Source organism: Jatrophihabitans sp. YIM 134969, from assembly GCF_054456675.1.
Genome location: NZ_JBTJEQ010000027.1, coordinates 26,480 through 41,591 on the forward strand (window position 1 = coordinate 26,480; position 15,112 = coordinate 41,591).

Genomic DNA, 15,112 nt, shown 5'->3' on the forward strand with positions numbered 1-15,112 from the left:
TCAAGCGGACGGCCACCACGCGGGGAACCTCCGGCTGACCACGTCCACCACCGCTCCCGCGGGGTCGGCGAGGCTGCGGGTCGCGCCGACCTCGTCGGTCAACGCGACCACGGCGGCGAGGCCCGCGTGCCGGGCCTGGTCCGCGGTGACGGACGTGCGGCCGACCACGGCGACCGTCGGCACCCCGTGACGAGCGGCCCGCCGCGCGACGCCCACCGGGCCCTTGCCCAGCAGGCTCTGCTCGTCCAGTGATCCCTCGCCGACCAACACCAGGTCAGATGAACGGACGGCGTCGTCGAAGCCGGCCAGGTCGAGCAGCAGGTCCACCCCGGACGTGAACGTCGCGCCGGCGAGCCCGAGCCCGAAGGCGGTCCCGCCCGCCGCGCCGCTGCCCGGCCGGTCCCGCCCGTCGACACCCGTCGTCGCCGCGGCGACGTCGGCCCAGTGGGCGAGCGCCCGGACGAGGCGTCCGACGAGCGCGTCGTCCGCGCCCTTCTGCGGCGCGAACACCCGCGCCGCGCCACCCGGGCCGAGGAGCACCGCCTCGACGTCGCACGCCACGACGACCTCGACGCCGCCCAGCGTGGCCGTCAGCGGGCCGAGGTCGAGTCGCGCGACCTCGGACAGCGCGAGCCCGCCCGGCGCCACGACGCGGCCTCCACCGTCGAGGATCCGCGCGCCCAACGCGGCGAGCGCCCCGGCCCCGCCGTCGGTGCTCGCGCTCCCGCCGACGCCGACGACCACCCGGCGGGCTCCGGCCCGCACCGCGTGGGCGACCAGTTCGCCGACGCCTCTCGAGGTCGCCACGGCCGCGGTGTGCGGGGTCGGCGGACCGCCCAGCTGTGCCAAGCCCGCGGCTGACGCCATCTCGACGACGGCGTCGTCCCCGTGTCGTGCGTACACCGCCTCGACCGGCAGTCCCAGTGGACCGGTCACCCGTGCCGTGACGCGCTCGTAGCCGTGGCGCAGGGCGAGGTCGACCGTGCCCTCACCCCCGTCGGCGACCGGGAACGACCGGATGGTGGCCCCCGGGTGGGCGGCGCGCACACCGGCTGCGAGGGCGTCCGCGACCTGCAGGGCGGTCAGCGTGCCCTTGAACTTGTCCGGTGCGACCAGCACCCGGGGAACCGGCGCCGGGGGCGCCCCGCCCGACGTCCCGGTCTGCGTCACCGACCCACCCTCCCAGGTCGCGCGGGATCGGCGTGAGCAGGAGGCCGCCGGTGTCAGGGAGCCGGTGTCAGGAAACTGTTGCCCGGTGCAGCAGTGACGTCGGAACTGGCGGGCGCACATGTGGGATGCCGCCCTGAGGTCGGGTATGCCGACCTCAAGGCCGGTGTCGACCCGGCCCGCCCGGCGAGCCCTGGCCCGCCCCTCGGTCGAGAATCCGGCCGCACCTCCTCCGCATGCGCAGCCGCACCACGGCCCCTCGGGTCGTGTCCCGCGCCGGAGGTCCACTCCCACTGGAGGATGTTCCATGTCAACACCCCTGTCGACCGCCCGTGAGCAGGACGACCCGGGCGGTACCTCGAAGGTGGCCGACACCGCCGGACAGGCCCGCGACTCCGGTCAGGCCGTGGCGAGCAGCGCCGCCGACCACGCCCAGCAGGTCGCCTCCACGGCATCGGACAAGGCGTCCGAGGTCGTGTCCGAGGCATCGGACAAGGCGCGGGACCTCCTCGGTGAGACCCGCGACCAGGCCCGCACCGAGGCGGCCAACCGCCGCGACCAGGCCGTGTCCACCCTGCGCACGCTGCACGACGAGCTCGAGTCCATGCAGGACCACGGCGGCGACAAGGGTCTCGCGACCCAGTTGGCGTCGCGGGGCAGTGGCTACGTCCGGCAGACCGCCGACTGGCTCGACGGCCGCGAGCCCGGCGAGGTGCTCGACGACGTCCGCCGCTTCGCGCGTCGGCGTCCCGGCACGTTCCTGCTCGGTGCCCTCGTGGCCGGTGTCGTCGCCGGACGCTTGACCCGTGCGGTGAAGGCGGGTGCGCCGGCCAGCGACACCCCCGACCGCTCAGCCGTGGCAGGAACCCCGGCGCCGTCGGCGGTTTCCGCGCCCACGCCGGACGTGCGCCCGATCGCGAGCTCCACCGGCCTCGGAACTACCTCGACGCCGCTCGCGGACGACCTCGGCGTGCCGGGGACGTCGCGCACCGACGGTCCGCTGTGACCGCGCCGGGCGGCCACCGCGACGTGGCCGACGTGTCGGTCGGCGCGATCGTCGGCGACGTCAGTCGGGACCTGTCGACGCTGATGCGCCAGGAGCTCGCCCTGGCCAAGGCCGAGGTACGCGTCGAGGTCAGCAAGGCCGCGAAGGGCGCCGGCATGCTCGGCGGCGCTGGAGTCGCGGGGTGGTTCTTCCTGCTGTTCCTGGGCAACGCGCTCTGGTGGGCCCTGGAGAACGTGATGGATGCGGGCCTCGCCGCCCTCATCACCGCGGTGGTGTGGGGGTTGATCGCGGGAGTGCTCGCGCTGCTCGGCCGCAACCGCCTCAAGACCGTCGACCCCAAGCCCGAACGCACGATCGAGACCGTGCAGAAGCTTCCTGATGCGATGAAGGGAAATGCGTCATGACCACCTCCCCACCTCCCGGAACCACCCCGATCGCCGACGACCCTGACGAGATCCGTCGTCAGATCGACGCCACGCGGGCGGACCTCGCCGGCAACGTCGACCTCCTCGAGGAGAAGGTCTCTCCCTCGCGCATCGTCGAGCGTCGCGTCGGGCGTGTGAAGTCCGCCGCGGGCGGCGTACGCGACAGCGTGATGGGAACGCTGCACAGTGGTGGCGACCAGGCGAGCAGCACGGTCCACGACGCCGCGTCGTCGGTGAAGTCGGCCGCGTCCGGCGCCTCCGACGCCGTGACCAACGCCCCCGACACCGTGACCCGGCAGACGCAGGGAAACCCTTTGGCGGCCGGGCTCATCGCGTTCGGTGTCGGGTGGCTGGTCGGTTCGTTGATCTCACCCAGCGATCAGGAACGTGAACTCGCGGCCGAGGCGAAGGACCGGGCCCAGCCGGCCCTCACCGACGCGGCCAAGCACGTCGCGGAGCAGGTCAAGGAGCCGGCGCAGCAGGCGGTCGCCGACCTCAAGGACACCGTGACCGACAAGGCCCAGCAGGTCACCGAGGAGGCGAAGTCCCACGCCTCGGACGTCGCCGACGACGCTCGCGGAGCGGTCTCGGACGTGCAGGGCCAGGCCCGGAGCTGACCGACCCCGTCACCACGACGGCCGCCGTTCCCCTCGGGGAGCGGCGGCCGTCGCCGTGTGCGGACCACTGGGTGGGGTCGCCCTACGGCGTGAGGACGACCTTGACGCAGCCGTCTTCCTTCTTCTGGAAGATCTCGTAACCGTGTGCGGCCTCCTCGAGCCCCAGGTGGTGGGTCGCGAGCGTCCGGGTGCCCAGCGGGTCGGCGTCGTCGAGCAGCACCGGCAGGATGTCGTCGCTCCACCGGCGGACGTGACACTGGCCCATGCGGATCTGGATGCCGCGGTCGAACATCTCCATCATCGGCATCGGGTCGACCTCACCGCCGTAGACACCACTGATCGAGACCGTCCCGCCGCGTCGCACCCCCTTGAGCGCCGCGTGCAAGGCCGACAGCCGGTCCAAGGCCATCGTGTCGGTGAGCTTCTGCGCGAGGGGCTTGGGCAGCAGGCCGGTGGCGGTCTGAGCGAGCTTGACGGCGGTCTGGCCGTGCGCCTCCATCCCGACAGCCTCGACCACCGCGTCCGGCCCGCGACCGCCCGTGAGCTCGATCAACGCCTCGGCGACGTCGTCGACCGTCGTGAGGTCGAGCGTCTCGGCACCCCAGGTGCGGGCCAGCGCGAGCCGCTCCGGCACCAGGTCGACACCGATGACCCGTTCCACGCCGAGGTGCCGCGCGATGCGGACGGCGAACTGTCCGACGGGTCCGAGGCCGAGTACGGCGAGCGTGCCGCCACGAGGGACGTCGGCGTAGGCCACGGCCTGCCACGCGGTCGGCAGGATGTCCGACAGGTACAGGAACTGCTCGTCGGGCGGACCTTCCGGCACCACGATGGGGCCGAACTGGGCCTGCGGCACCCGCAGGTACTCTGCCTGCCCGCCCGGCACCGAGCCGTAGAGCGACGTGTAGCCGAACAACGACGCACCCTTGCCCTGCGAGCGGACCTGCGTCGTCTCGCACTGCGCGAACAGCCCGCGGGTGCACATCCAGCAGGTGCCGCACGAGATGTTGAACGGGATGACGACCCGGTCGCCGACGGCGAGGTCGCCCGCCTCCGGACCGACCTCCTCGACGACGCCCATCGCCTCGTGGCCGAGCACGTCGCCCACGGTCAGGTACGGGCCGAGCACGCCGTAGAGGTGCAGGTCCGAACCGCAGATGGCCGTGCTCGTGACACGGATGATCGCGTCGTTCGGTTCTCGGATGACGGGGTCGGGAACGTCGTCGACGACGACCTTCTCGCGGCCTTGCCAGGTCAGTGCGCGCACGGGTCTCCTCGGTGCTGGTCCGGTTCGGGTCGAGGACTGACGGACCCGCTCCGTTCTGAACCAGTTCGAGGCAGCCTCGTGGAAGGCCTGCCCAACCTGCCCCGTTCGTCACGGCATCAGGGACGCGGTCGGTGGGTACCGCTCCTGAGGGACCACTCGGGGGGAGCACAGGTGACACAGCAGGGTTTCGTGGACGTCGACGAGATCGGCGACGAACTGACGCGGGTGACGCGTGCGATCACGCACACCCTGCGGCGGGGCGACGGCCGCCTGCAGGCCACCCTCGACGCCGTCGTCGAGGCCGCCACGCAGGTGACCGGTCACGAGACCGGGCTGGCGCTCGTCGAGGACGGCGTGCTCGCCCCGACCGCCACGACCGGGCGTGCTCCCCACACCCTCGACGTCCTGCAACTCGAACTCGGCGCCGGCCCCTGTCTCGACGCGGCTCGCACCCAGGACGTCGTGGTGGTCGAGGACACGAGAGTCGAGGACCGGTGGGCACCGTTCGGTGCCCGGGCTCGCGAGCTCGGCGTGGCCAGCATGATCTGCGTCCCGCTCTGGGTCGACGAACGTGTCATGGGCACGCTCAGCCTCTACGCGAGTGGGCCGGCCGCGTTCGTGGCCACCGACCGGCACGTGGCCGAGATCTGCGCGGTGGTGTCAGCGGCGGCCGTCGCCGACGCCCGCCGCAGCGAACAGCTGCGCGAGGCCCTGCAGCGCCGCGACGTCATCGGTCAGGCCAAGGGCATCCTCATGGAGCGGGACCGGTTGACGGCCGACCAGGCGTTCGAGCGTCTGTCGTGGGCGTCGCAACGCCTGAACCGCAAGCTCTTCGTCGTCGCCGAGGAGTTCGTCGCCACCGGCCAGCTGCCGGAACGGGCGGCGCGGTAGGCGTTCGGGTCAGAGGATCGGCTTGCCGCCGGTCACCGCCACCCGGGCCCCGGAGATGTAACTGCCGTCGTCGGAGGCGAGCAGCACGTACACCGGTGCGAGTTCGGCCGGCTGGCCCGCGCGACCGAGCGGGGTCTCCGCGCCGAACTCCGCCACCTTCTCCGCGTTCATGGTCGCGGGGATGAGCGGTGTCCACACCGGCCCCGGCGCGACGCTGTTGGCGCGGATCCCGCGCTCGCCGAGCATCTGCGCGAGGCTCGCGGTGAAGTTCGCGATCGCGGCCTTGGTCGCGGCGTAGGGCGCGAGTTCCGGCTTCGGCATGTCGGAGTTGACCGACGACGACCCGATGATCGACGCCCCCGACGACATGTGGGGCAGCGCCGCCTTCACCAGGTGGAAGTACGCGGAGAGGTTGGTCGCGAGGGTGAAGTCCCACTCCTCGTCCGGGATCTCCTCCAGGGTCGGGTGCTCCATCTGGAACGCGGCGTTGTTCACCAGCACGTCGACCCGCCCGAACTCCCTCACGGCGGTCGCGATGATCTCGCGGCAGTGCGCGGGCACCGACACGTCGCCGGGCACCAGGACCGCGCGTCGTCCGGCGCGTTCCACCCAGGACGCCGTGTCACGGGCGTCGTCGTGCTCGTTCAGGTAGGAGATGACGACGTCCGCACCCTCGCGGGCGTAGGCGATCGCGACCGCCCGACCGATGCCGCTGTCACCGCCGGTGATCACCGCGACCCGGTCGGTGAGCTTGCCGTGTCCCTCGTAGGAGTCCTCGCCGCAGTCGGGGCGCGGCGTCATCTCCGACTGGGTCCCGGGCGGGGTCTGCTGTTGCTGAGGCTGGTTCACGGTGTTCTCCCGGTCGGGTCGGAATTCGGCAGAGGTGGGGTGCTCAGAGGTAGCTGATGGCAGCGGCGATCGCGCCGCCGCCGATCAGGACGACGACGAGCAGGATGGCGATCACGAACCCCCAGGAGATGCCCGATGCCGGCGGGGCTTCCTGGTGCGTGACCCCACTGGTCTGCGACGACGACGGTGGCGTGTCGCCTGGCGACACCGAACCGCCGGGCAGGCTCGGGGTCTCGTCGGGATCGGGGTCCGGGGAGGTCGGTGACGCGCGGTGCTCGTCGGGCACAGGTTCCTCTCGTACCCGCACAGCGGCCGGTGTCTCGATCGGCGCAGGTCCTCGTGTCAGCCGTACCCACCCCTCGCCGCGCCGCAACGGGGTCAGCCGGTCCGGCCTTGCGTCGCCACCCCTTCCGTGAAGTAGCGCTGTCCGAAGGCGAACACGAGCAGCAGCGGCACGGTGACGAGCAGGGACGCCACCATGACGTACTGGTAGTCGCCCTGCCCGCCGTTGGTGGGGCTGTACCTGGTCATGGCGTAGGAGAGCCCGAGCGGCACGGTGAAACCGTCCACGCTGCCGGCGTTGAGGTAGATCAGCGCTCCCTGCAGGTTGTTCCAACTGGCCTGGAACTCGAAGAGGAACACGATGACGAACGAGGGGATCGACAAGGGCATGGCGATCCGCCAGAACAACTGCCAGTAGCTGGCGCCGTCGATGCGGGCCGCCTCGAACACCTCGCGTGGGAGTCCGAGGTAGAACTGCCGCTGCAGGAAGATGTAGAACGCGGAGCCGAACAGGTTCGCCCCGAACAGCGGCACCCACGTACCGAGCAGACCGGTGGTCTGCCAGATCAGGTACGTCGGGATCATGGTCACCGAGGCGGGCAGCATCATCGTCCCGAGCACGAGGGCGAACAGGCTGCGACGGAACGGGAAACGGAAGTACGCGAACCCGAACGCCACGATCGAGCTGGACACCGACACCAACGTGGCGGCGATCAACGCGATGAGCACGCTGTTGACCAGCCACGACACCAACGGCAGTTGGTGCCACACCTCGCTGTAGTTGGACCAGACGAAGGTCCTCGGCCACAGCCGGTTGTCGAAGACCTCGCCACGCGGCTTCAGGCTGGCCGCCAGCAGCCAGACGAACGGGTAGAGGAACAGCGCGGCGAACACCACGAGCAGCAGACCGCGCAGCACACGACCGACAGCGGTGAGCCCGACGGGCGCCGGACCCCGTCGCGGGGGCGCAAGGGGATCGGGCGCCGGGCGCTCGGTGGCCTGGAACTGCTCGCGCGCGACGTCGGTCACGACCGGTCACCCTCGTAGTAGACGTAGCGGTTGCCGATCTTGATCTGGATCCACGTGAGCGCCACCAGGATCACGAACAGCAGCCAGGCCATGGCGGCCGCGAAGCCGAAGTCGAAGTCGCGGAACGCGCGCTGGAACAGGTACACCGCGTAGAACAACGCCTGGTCCGGCGAGCCCGCGGAGTTGTCGCGGAAGAAGAGCAGGTACGCCTGGTCGAACACCTGGAACGCGGCGATGGTCAACACGATGACGTTGAACAGCATCGCCCCGGAGATGAGCGGCAGCGTGACGGAGAAGAAGCGCCGTACCGGACCGGCGCCGTCGAGTTCCGCGACCTCGTAGAGTTCCCGGGGCACCTGCTTGAGGGCCGCCAGGAAGATGACCATGGTGCCGCTGACCCCCCAGAGGGTCATCACCACGATCGAGGGTTTGAGCCACGCCGGGTCGACCAGCCACTGCGGCCCGTCGATCCCGAAGAACCCGAGCCCCGCGTTGATCGCACCGTTGTTGCCGTTGAGCAGGAGCAGGAACACGGCCGCCGTGGCGACGGCCGGTGTCATCTTCGGCAGGTAGTACAGGGTGCGGAACACGCCCGCAGCACGGCCGACGTGGTGCAGGAGCAGGGCGAGGAACAGGGCGAACGCGATCTCCAACGGCACGGCCAACAGTGCGAAGAACAACGTGTTGCCCAGCGATCTCGCCACCAACGGGTCCTCGAGCAGGCGCCGGTAGTTCTCGAAGCCCGCGGCGCGGGCGGTGCCGGCCGCGAGGTTGAAGTCGGTGAAGCTGATGACGAAGCTGTTCACCATCGTGCCGACGGTGAAGATGCAGAACCCGATCACCCAGGGCGCGATGAAGAGCAGCCCCGAGACGGCTTCGCGTCGGTTGTAGCGCACCTTGTCGCGCCGGCGCGGCCGGCGGCGTCCGCGGTCCGACGCCACGGCCGTCACCGGGTCGCCGTCTCGTACGCCTGCGACGAACTGCGTTGCGCGTCGGCCAGGGCTCGGGCGGGGGACTTGTCGCCCAGGCACACTGCCGCCACGGCGTTGGCCAGGTCCCGTTGGACGGCCTCGCCCGCGGGGGACGCGCCGAACGTCAGGCCCTTGTCGGCGACGTCGTAGAACGCCGCGATGCCCTGGTCGAGCCCCGCGGATCCCGTGGGGCGCACGTGCTGCTCCCGAATGGCGCGGTCGGCCGCGGGCGAGCCGGTGAACACGCCGGTGTTCGCCGTGCCGTCCTCGGCGAGGGTCGCCGCGCGGGCGTCGGCCGCCGCCGTCCAGTCGTCGACCGAGGTCAGCCGCAACGCCCACGCGCAGGCGGCCGCGGGGTTCTTCGCCCGAGCCGGGATGACGAACGCCTGTCCGCCGGTGACCGTCACGGGCTCACCGCCGCGGTCGAGGAACGGCACGACGTGGATGTCGATCTCGCCGGCGTACGGCGCCACCACGTTGAGGTACCACTGGTTGACGATCTGCGCGCCGACCTGGTCGGCCACGAACGGGTTGTCGTCACCGAAGGCGTCGAAGGTGTCGGTGTAGCTCTTCAGCTTCGCGTAACCGCCCTGGGCGTCGGTGATCTGCTTGAGCACGGTCAGCGGGTACTCGTTGCGAGGGTCGTCGAGCGTCGGCCGGCCCTGGTCGTCGACGAGACGGCCGCCCAGGCCGAGGACCCAGAGGTTGGTCTGACCGCTCGCGACCGGGTCGAGGCCGAGGACCGTGGGGTTGCCGCCCTCGCTGCGGTAGATCTTGCGGATCGCCCCCAGCAGGACGTCGGGGCGCGACGTGTCGATCTCGTCGTCGCTGACGCCCGCCGCCCGCAGCACCCGTTCGTCGAGCATGATCGCCGGGGGCTGGAAGAACTGCGGAACGCCCCAGATGTGGCCGTCGTAGCTGATGTCGTTGGTGACGTTCGGGTAGAAACGCTCGGTGGGATCGACCTTCCCGGCGTCGTAACAGCGATCGAGCGGCATGATCAACCGCTGCGCGGCGTAGTTGGCCACGAACTGCCGGTCCATCTGCACCACGTCCGGCACGTCGCCCGACGCCAGGCGGGTCGTGAACTTCTGGGCGTTGAAGCCGGTCTGGTCGAGCCGGACGCTCACGCCGGGCAGGTGGTCCGCCGCGTCGGCCATCCGGGCCTCGCCGATGTCGTCGGCGCTGTCGAACGCCCAGCCTCGCAAGGTTCCGGACGGCGTCGTGGTGAAGTCGACGTCGGTGGGTGTGGGGGCGGTGCGCCCGAAGCACGCGGTGAGGGTCGTCGCGAGCAGCAGGACCGCGGCGCACGCGCGCAGACGGTGGGAACGAGGCAACGGGCCGCCGACTTCCTCGCGCGCGGGTACCGGTACGCAGACCCGTCATCTCGAGCGTCGTGCCGTGCGACCGAGGTTGCCACGTCCCCCGGCGTGTGACCAGCCCCGCCGTCCGCGTGTCGCCGGTCAGCCCAGCGGACGCCCGAGCAGGGGAGCGACGAGCGCGCGGGTGGCGGCTGACGGCGCGAGGCCCAGCCCGTCGCGGAGGACCTGACGCACGTGCTCGTACTGCCGCAGCGCCTCCGACGGGTTCTGCTCGGCGAGGTGGACGCTCATGACCTCGCGGTGCGCGCTCTCGCGCAACGGTTCGCTGCGCACCGCGGCGAGCGACGCCTCCAGCGCGACGCCGAACCGGCCCTGGCGGCGGGCGGTCGCAGCGAGTTGCTCCAGGCGGTGCAGGCGCAACTGTCGGTACCGCTCGCGCTCGTCGAGCACCCAGTCGTCGTCCCAGCCGGCGAGGACCTCCCCACAGAGCGCGTGCACGGACAGCTGCCGGAACCGGTCGTCGTCCTCGAGATCGCGCAGGTCGACGTCGACGTCCGGGGCCAGCGCCAACCGGCCGTCGTCGAGGTCCACGAGCGGTCGGTCGCGCGGCGGGAGCCGCCACAGGGTCGAGCGCAGGCGGCTCGCCGCGGGGCGTTCGTCGAGATCCGGCCAGAGGTTCGCCGCGACGGTGGTGCGCTGCACCGGGTGGCCACGCAGCGCCAGCAACGCGAGCAGTCGGCGGGCCGGCCCGGGCACGCGGACCGCGCCGGCGGGTGACGACAGCGCGAAGCCGTGCAGCAGGGCGAGGCGGACGGGTCCCGAGGGAGAGGGCATGCGCCTGTCCGTTCGTTCGACCACCGTGACGTCCTGCCGAACCCTCGACGGCGTACACGGCGACTCCAGCAGTATGTCCCCCGCTGCTGCGCAGCGAAACACCCGTCGGGGACGCGACGGGGACGTCGAGGAGACACGACGGCGCACGCGACGGCGACACCCCGCCTGCAGGGTCGGAGTCGTCCACCACCGCGAGCCGCTGGATCACCCGGCGGCCGCCCGAGAGGAGCCCGTCCGTGTACCGACACACCAAGAACCTGCAGTTCCCCGTCAAGGTGGAGAAGCCCGACGCCCTCTACGCCATGAAGGTGCAGGAGCTCATCGGCGGCCAGTTCGGCGAGATGACCGTGATGATGCAGTACTTGTTCCAGGGCTGGAACTGCCGCATCCCCGGCAAGTACAAGGACATGATCCTCGACATCGGCACCGAGGAGATCGGCCACGTCGAGATGCTCTCGACGCTCGTCGCCCGGCTGCTCGAGGGGGCGCCGTCCGAGACCACGGAGAAGGCGGCGGCGGCGAACCCGGTGCTCGCCGCGGTGCTCGGTGGGATGAACCCGCAGCACGCCATCGTCTCCGGTGGGGGAGCACTCCCGGCCAACAGCCAGGGCATCCCGTGGAACGGCGGCTACATCGTTGCGAGCGGCAACCTGCTCACCGACTTCCGTTCCAACGCCCACGCCGAGGGCCAGGGCCGGCTGCAGACCAGCCGCCTCTACAACATGACCGACGACCCGGGCATCAAGGCCACGCTCGGCTACAACCTGGCCCGTGACACCTGGCACCAGCAGCAGTGGCTGCTGGGCATCGAGCAGTTGCAGGCCGACGGGTTCGCGGACGTCATCGAGGACTCGAACTTCGAGAACGAGGACAAGGTCCAGGACCACACCTACTGGGCCTTCGACGACGAGAGCACCGCGTTCGAGGGTCGCTGGGCGCAGGGTCAGACGCTCGTCGACGAGCAGGAGATCATCTACCAGGCCACCCCGGTGGCGAGCGACGACACCGGCCTGCTGCCCGCGCCCGACCCCAAGCTGTTCGCCACCTACGACGGCAGCATGGGCAAGGGCAAGCCGGGCACCGGTGCGAGTGCCACCGCGCAGGGCGTCGCGAACGTCGTCAACAAGGTCAAGGGCGCTCTCGGCAACGACGAGTGACTCCGCAACCGCCCACCCCTGCGTCCCGAGGAGACCGTCGTGTCGTCGATCCCGTCGTCCGCCCGGACCCCCAGCACCCACCTCCCTGACCTGGTCAGTGGCGACTTCACCCGTCGAGTGGCGACCAACTGGTCGCCACTCGCGGGGAGAAGTCGCCACTCGCCGGTGGTGTTGGGGCTGATGGTGGTGCTCGTCGCCCTCGTGGGGACGGCCGCGGCCGGCGCCCCGACCAGCGCCGTGATCCTCACGGCACTGGTGCTGGGTGCAACGGTCCTGCGCCTCGTCCTCCGGGTCCGGTTCCGGGTCCGGCCGTGACCGTCGTCGAGCCGACCCTTCGCGCCGTGTCGGTCGCGCCGTCCGTCGCCCTGTCCGCGTCCGCGCGGGCGGGGGCGGCGGGGCGGGCCCGCCGCTGGACCCTGGTCCGGCCGATAGTCCCGGCCCTGCTCGTCGCCGCGGGGTACGTCGACCCCGGCAACTGGGGCGCCGACGTCGCGTCGGGCGCCCGCTTCGGCTACCAGTTGGTCTGGGTGCTCGGGCTCGCCACGGTCTGTGCCGGGTTCCTGCAGGTGCTGGCCGCCCGGGTGGGGATCGCATCCGGTCAGGACCTCGCCACCCTCATCGCCACCCGGGTGCCGTTCGGCGGACGCCTGGTCCTGGTGCCACCGCTGTTGGCGGCACTGGCCGTCACCGAGATCGTCGAGGTCCTCGGCGTCGTGGTCGGCGTCCAGTTGCTCACCGGCTGGTCGACACTGCCCAGCCTGCTGGTGGCGGGGATCGCGGTCGTCGCGGTGTGCCTCGCCCCGCCGGGACCGACGCGGGTCGTCGTCCTGAGCTGCCTCGGTCTGGTCGCGGTCGTGTACGTCGGTGTCCTCGCCGTGAGCGGCGGCGGCGCCGTGGCGGGCGTCGTGCCCTCGGCGTTGCCACCCGGCGGGCTGCCCGTCACGGTGGCCCTGGTGGGCGCCGTCGTCATGCCGCACAACATCCTGCTGCACTCGACGCTCGCCCGGGACACGCGTCACGAGCTCGCCGTGACGGACCCGCCGTCGCTGCGGCGGGCGGCCCGCGGAGGCGTCGCCGCCACCGTGGTCGCGCTCGTCCTCGCGCTGGCCGTGAACCTCGGCATCACGTCGGTGGCCGTTCCGGTCGGCGCGTCCGCGTCCGGCAGCTCGCTCGCCTCGGTGGTCGCGACGTTCGGGCCCGCCGCGACGGTGCTGTTCGCCGTCACGCTCATCGCCGCCGGCCTCGCGTCCACCGTGACCGGAGGCATGGTCGGTGCCGACACCCTGCGGCAACTGCTCCCCGGTCTCCGGCTCGGCGACCCCGCCCGGCGCGCCCTCTGCCTGGTGCCCGCCGGGGTCGTGGTGGCGACGGGGCTGCCCGAGGTGACGGTCCTGGTGTGGAGTCAGGTCGTGCTCACCGCCGCTCTGCCCCTGGTGCTGGTGCCGCTCGTCGTCTTCGCCGGCCGTCGCGACCTGTGCGGAGCTCTGACCGTCTCTCAGCCGGTCCGCGCCGCGGCCGCGGTCGTCGTGGCCACCCTCGGCGGAGCCGGGATCGTCTCGCTGGTCGGGTTCTGAGCGTCCGGGTCCTGAGCGTCCGGGTCGAGCGTGGTGCCCCGCCCGAGCACCGCGACCACCGCCGCGAGTACGAAGAACACGATCATGCACGCGGCCATGGTCATGACGGTCTGGTGGCCCAGCAGTCCCGTCAGCGGCGTGGTGAACGCCCCGGCGAGGAACGGCAGACCGCCGCCGAGGGCTGACGCCGTGCCCGCGGCCCGGCGTCCGGCGTGCTGCACGATCGTGGCGTTCGACGGGTAGTACAGGCCGAGCCCCGCGGTCATGACGGCCAGGCACGCCCACACGACGCCGAGCGGTGGCCGGTGGTCGGGCGCGGTGAGTGTGAGGACGAACAGGGCGGCCACACCGGTGGTCTGGGTCGCGATCGCCACACGGCGCAGCACGACGGCGCCCACCCGCACCACCAGGATCCGGAACGCCGCACTGGCCGTGACCATGGCGAGGGCGTTGACCGAGAACACCGCGGTGTAGGTGGCGGGCGTGATGCCGAGGTCGTCCTGCAGGACGAACGAGGAACCCCCGATGTACACGAAGAACCCGGCCACGGTGAGGCACTGCACCGCGATTGGTGTGACCACCTGCCGGTCGGTGAGCAGGTCCGCGGTGCGACGCCCGAAGTTGGCCAGGCCGCCCGGGTGGCGACGGGCCGGCGGCAGTGTCTCGGGCAGTCCGAACGTCGCCGCGAGCACCATGAGCACGCCGACCGACGCGAGGAACCAGAACACCGTGCGCCAGTCGCCCACCGACACGAGGACGCCACCGACGGCCGGTCCGACCACGGGCGCGATGAGGCCGACGGCCGACAGCGTGCCGAACATGGCCGCCGCGGCCCGCCCGGTCTGCGTGTCGTTGACGACCGCCCGCCCGACGGCCAGAGCCGTTCCCGCGGCGATCCCCTGCACGGTCCGTTCGGCCACCAGCACCCAGTCGACCGTCGCGACCGCGCACAGGGCGGCCGTCACGGTGAACACGAGGCACGCTCCGAGGATGAGCCCACGCCGGCCGCGGGCGTCGCTGAGCGGGCCCGCCACCAGTTGGCCGACGGCCATGCCCACGATGAAGGCCGTCACGGTCAACTGCGCGAGCGACGACGACGTGTGCAGCGAGGTCTGCAGCGCCGGGAGCGACGACAGGTAGGTGTCGGTCGACAACGCCGTCGTGCCGGTCACCAGCAGCAGCGCACCGAGGTGAGGGGCGCGGACGGTCGGGTCGGACGGCACGGGTTCCCACTCTGACGTCCGCACCGCCGATCCGAGGGGTGGTGTGGGAGGTCAGACCGCGAATGCACCGATCTCGTCCGTTCGGGCGCGGGTGCCGCGTCCGCGGGCGGGGTGGGGCCGTACGGTCGTCGGCGGATCCGACCCCGAGCAGGAGGCAGTGACCGTGTCCGACGACGCGCCGGTGACGTTCAGTTCCGAGGTGACGCTCGAGCAGCTGCGCTCGAGCATCGACAACCTCGACGCCGCTCTCGTCCACCTGCTCGCCGAACGGTTCCGCCTGACGCGCACCGTCGGGGAGTTCAAGGCCGAGCACGGCCTGCCGCCCGCCGACCCCGCCCGCGAGCAGCGTCAGATCGCGCGGCTGCGGGAGCTGGCCGCCACGGCCAAGCTCGACCCCGTCATCGCCGAGAAGTACCTGACCTTCATCGTCGGTGAGGTCGTGCGCCACCACGAGCAGATCGCCCGCGAGCGCGCCTGACCAGCGGCTCCGCGTGTAGC

Annotated in this window: 17 protein-coding genes; 8 read left to right on the top strand and 9 right to left on the bottom strand. The window is 71.7% G+C overall.

What is annotated here, in order from left to right:
- Entirely contained in the window at positions 1-1,170 is a 1,170-nt protein-coding gene (locus ACXR2U_RS14815; protein ID WP_458825830.1) for a glycerate kinase, read from the bottom strand.
- 304 nt (positions 1,171-1,474) lie between these two features.
- Here ACXR2U_RS14815 and ACXR2U_RS14820 point away from each other — a divergent pair, with 304 nt between their 5' ends.
- The 3 genes from ACXR2U_RS14820 to ACXR2U_RS14830 are packed head-to-tail and all read left to right on the top strand — an operon-like array spanning position 1,475 to position 3,215.
- Positions 1,475-2,173 carry an ATP synthase subunit B family protein gene (locus tag ACXR2U_RS14820; RefSeq protein WP_458825831.1) on the top strand — a complete coding sequence of 233 codons (699 nt, stop codon included), beginning with the start codon at positions 1,475-1,477 and terminating at the stop codon, positions 2,171-2,173.
- On the top strand, positions 2,170-2,577 hold the full coding sequence (locus ACXR2U_RS14825; protein ID WP_458825832.1) for a phage holin family protein: 408 nt from the start codon (positions 2,170-2,172) through the stop codon (positions 2,575-2,577). Before ACXR2U_RS14820 ends, ACXR2U_RS14825 begins: the two co-directional genes overlap by 4 nt.
- Positions 2,574-3,215 (top strand): DUF3618 domain-containing protein, encoded by a 642-nt coding sequence (locus ACXR2U_RS14830; protein ID WP_458825833.1) that lies wholly within the window; start codon positions 2,574-2,576, stop codon positions 3,213-3,215. Before ACXR2U_RS14825 ends, ACXR2U_RS14830 begins: the two co-directional genes overlap by 4 nt.
- A gap of 82 nt (positions 3,216-3,297) precedes the next feature.
- On the opposite strand, the gene ACXR2U_RS14835 is transcribed toward ACXR2U_RS14830, so the two are convergent.
- A complete protein-coding gene (locus ACXR2U_RS14835; protein WP_458825834.1) occupies positions 3,298-4,482 on the bottom strand; it encodes a zinc-dependent alcohol dehydrogenase in 1,185 nt (394 codons plus the stop codon).
- Between the two features lie 189 nt (positions 4,483-4,671).
- Between ACXR2U_RS14835 and ACXR2U_RS14840 the strand changes: the two genes are divergently transcribed.
- Complete coding sequence (locus ACXR2U_RS14840; protein ID WP_458825835.1) at positions 4,672-5,373, top strand: GAF and ANTAR domain-containing protein; 702 nt, start codon at positions 4,672-4,674, stop codon at positions 5,371-5,373.
- A gap of 9 nt (positions 5,374-5,382) precedes the next feature.
- On the opposite strand, the gene ACXR2U_RS14845 is transcribed toward ACXR2U_RS14840, so the two are convergent.
- The 6 genes from ACXR2U_RS14845 to ACXR2U_RS14870 form a co-directional block, all read right to left on the bottom strand.
- Positions 5,383-6,222 (bottom strand): SDR family oxidoreductase, encoded by an 840-nt coding sequence (locus ACXR2U_RS14845; protein WP_458825836.1) that lies wholly within the window; start codon positions 6,220-6,222, stop codon positions 5,383-5,385.
- Positions 6,223-6,265: 43 nt separating this feature from the next.
- On the bottom strand, positions 6,266-6,508 hold the full coding sequence (locus ACXR2U_RS14850; protein WP_458825837.1) for a DUF6480 family protein: 243 nt from the start codon (positions 6,506-6,508) through the stop codon (positions 6,266-6,268).
- A 92-nt stretch (positions 6,509-6,600) separates the two neighbouring features.
- Entirely contained in the window at positions 6,601-7,533 is a 933-nt protein-coding gene (locus ACXR2U_RS14855) for a carbohydrate ABC transporter permease (protein ID WP_458825838.1), read from the bottom strand.
- Positions 7,530-8,483, bottom strand: a complete 954-nt coding sequence (locus ACXR2U_RS14860) for a carbohydrate ABC transporter permease (RefSeq protein WP_458825839.1) — start codon at positions 8,481-8,483, stop codon at positions 7,530-7,532. Before ACXR2U_RS14860 ends, ACXR2U_RS14855 begins: the two co-directional genes overlap by 4 nt.
- Positions 8,480-9,841, bottom strand: coding sequence for an ABC transporter substrate-binding protein (locus tag ACXR2U_RS14865; RefSeq protein WP_458825840.1), 1,362 nt, complete (start codon positions 9,839-9,841; stop codon positions 8,480-8,482). The genes ACXR2U_RS14860 and ACXR2U_RS14865 overlap by 4 nt, the downstream gene beginning before the upstream one ends.
- Before the next feature lie 126 nt (positions 9,842-9,967).
- Complete coding sequence (locus ACXR2U_RS14870; protein WP_458825841.1) at positions 9,968-10,660, bottom strand: AfsR/SARP family transcriptional regulator; 693 nt, start codon at positions 10,658-10,660, stop codon at positions 9,968-9,970.
- A gap of 236 nt (positions 10,661-10,896) precedes the next feature.
- On the opposite strand from ACXR2U_RS14870, the gene ACXR2U_RS14875 reads away from it, so the two are divergent.
- From ACXR2U_RS14875 to ACXR2U_RS14885, 3 genes are read left to right on the top strand one after another with little or no spacing between them, the layout of a single operon-like run.
- Positions 10,897-11,817, top strand: a complete 921-nt coding sequence (locus ACXR2U_RS14875) for a manganese catalase (RefSeq protein WP_458825842.1) — start codon at positions 10,897-10,899, stop codon at positions 11,815-11,817.
- Between the two features lie 39 nt (positions 11,818-11,856).
- Positions 11,857-12,132, top strand: a complete 276-nt coding sequence (locus tag ACXR2U_RS14880; RefSeq protein ID WP_458825843.1) for a hypothetical protein — start codon at positions 11,857-11,859, stop codon at positions 12,130-12,132.
- On the top strand, positions 12,129-13,391 hold the full coding sequence (locus tag ACXR2U_RS14885; RefSeq protein ID WP_458825844.1) for a divalent metal cation transporter: 1,263 nt from the start codon (positions 12,129-12,131) through the stop codon (positions 13,389-13,391). Before ACXR2U_RS14880 ends, ACXR2U_RS14885 begins: the two co-directional genes overlap by 4 nt.
- On the opposite strand, the gene ACXR2U_RS14890 is transcribed toward ACXR2U_RS14885, so the two are convergent.
- Positions 13,313-14,614, bottom strand: coding sequence for a multidrug effflux MFS transporter (locus ACXR2U_RS14890; protein WP_458825845.1), 1,302 nt, complete (start codon positions 14,612-14,614; stop codon positions 13,313-13,315). The genes ACXR2U_RS14885 and ACXR2U_RS14890 overlap by 79 nt on opposite strands.
- A gap of 157 nt (positions 14,615-14,771) precedes the next feature.
- On the opposite strand from ACXR2U_RS14890, the gene ACXR2U_RS14895 reads away from it, so the two are divergent.
- Positions 14,772-15,092 (top strand): chorismate mutase, encoded by a 321-nt coding sequence (locus ACXR2U_RS14895; RefSeq protein WP_458825846.1) that lies wholly within the window; start codon positions 14,772-14,774, stop codon positions 15,090-15,092.
- Positions 15,093-15,112 lie beyond the last annotated feature (20 nt).

Coding starts and splice junctions, on each gene's coding strand:
- ACXR2U_RS14820 (WP_458825831.1), top strand. CDS start 1,475: ATGTCAACACCCCTGTCGACCGCCCGTGAGCAGGACGACCCGGGCGGT.
- ACXR2U_RS14830 (WP_458825833.1), top strand. CDS start 2,574: ATGACCACCTCCCCACCTCCCGGAACCACCCCGATCGCCGACGACCCT.
- ACXR2U_RS14870 (WP_458825841.1), bottom strand. CDS start 10,660: ATGCCCTCTCCCTCGGGACCCGTCCGCCTCGCCCTGCTGCACGGCTTC.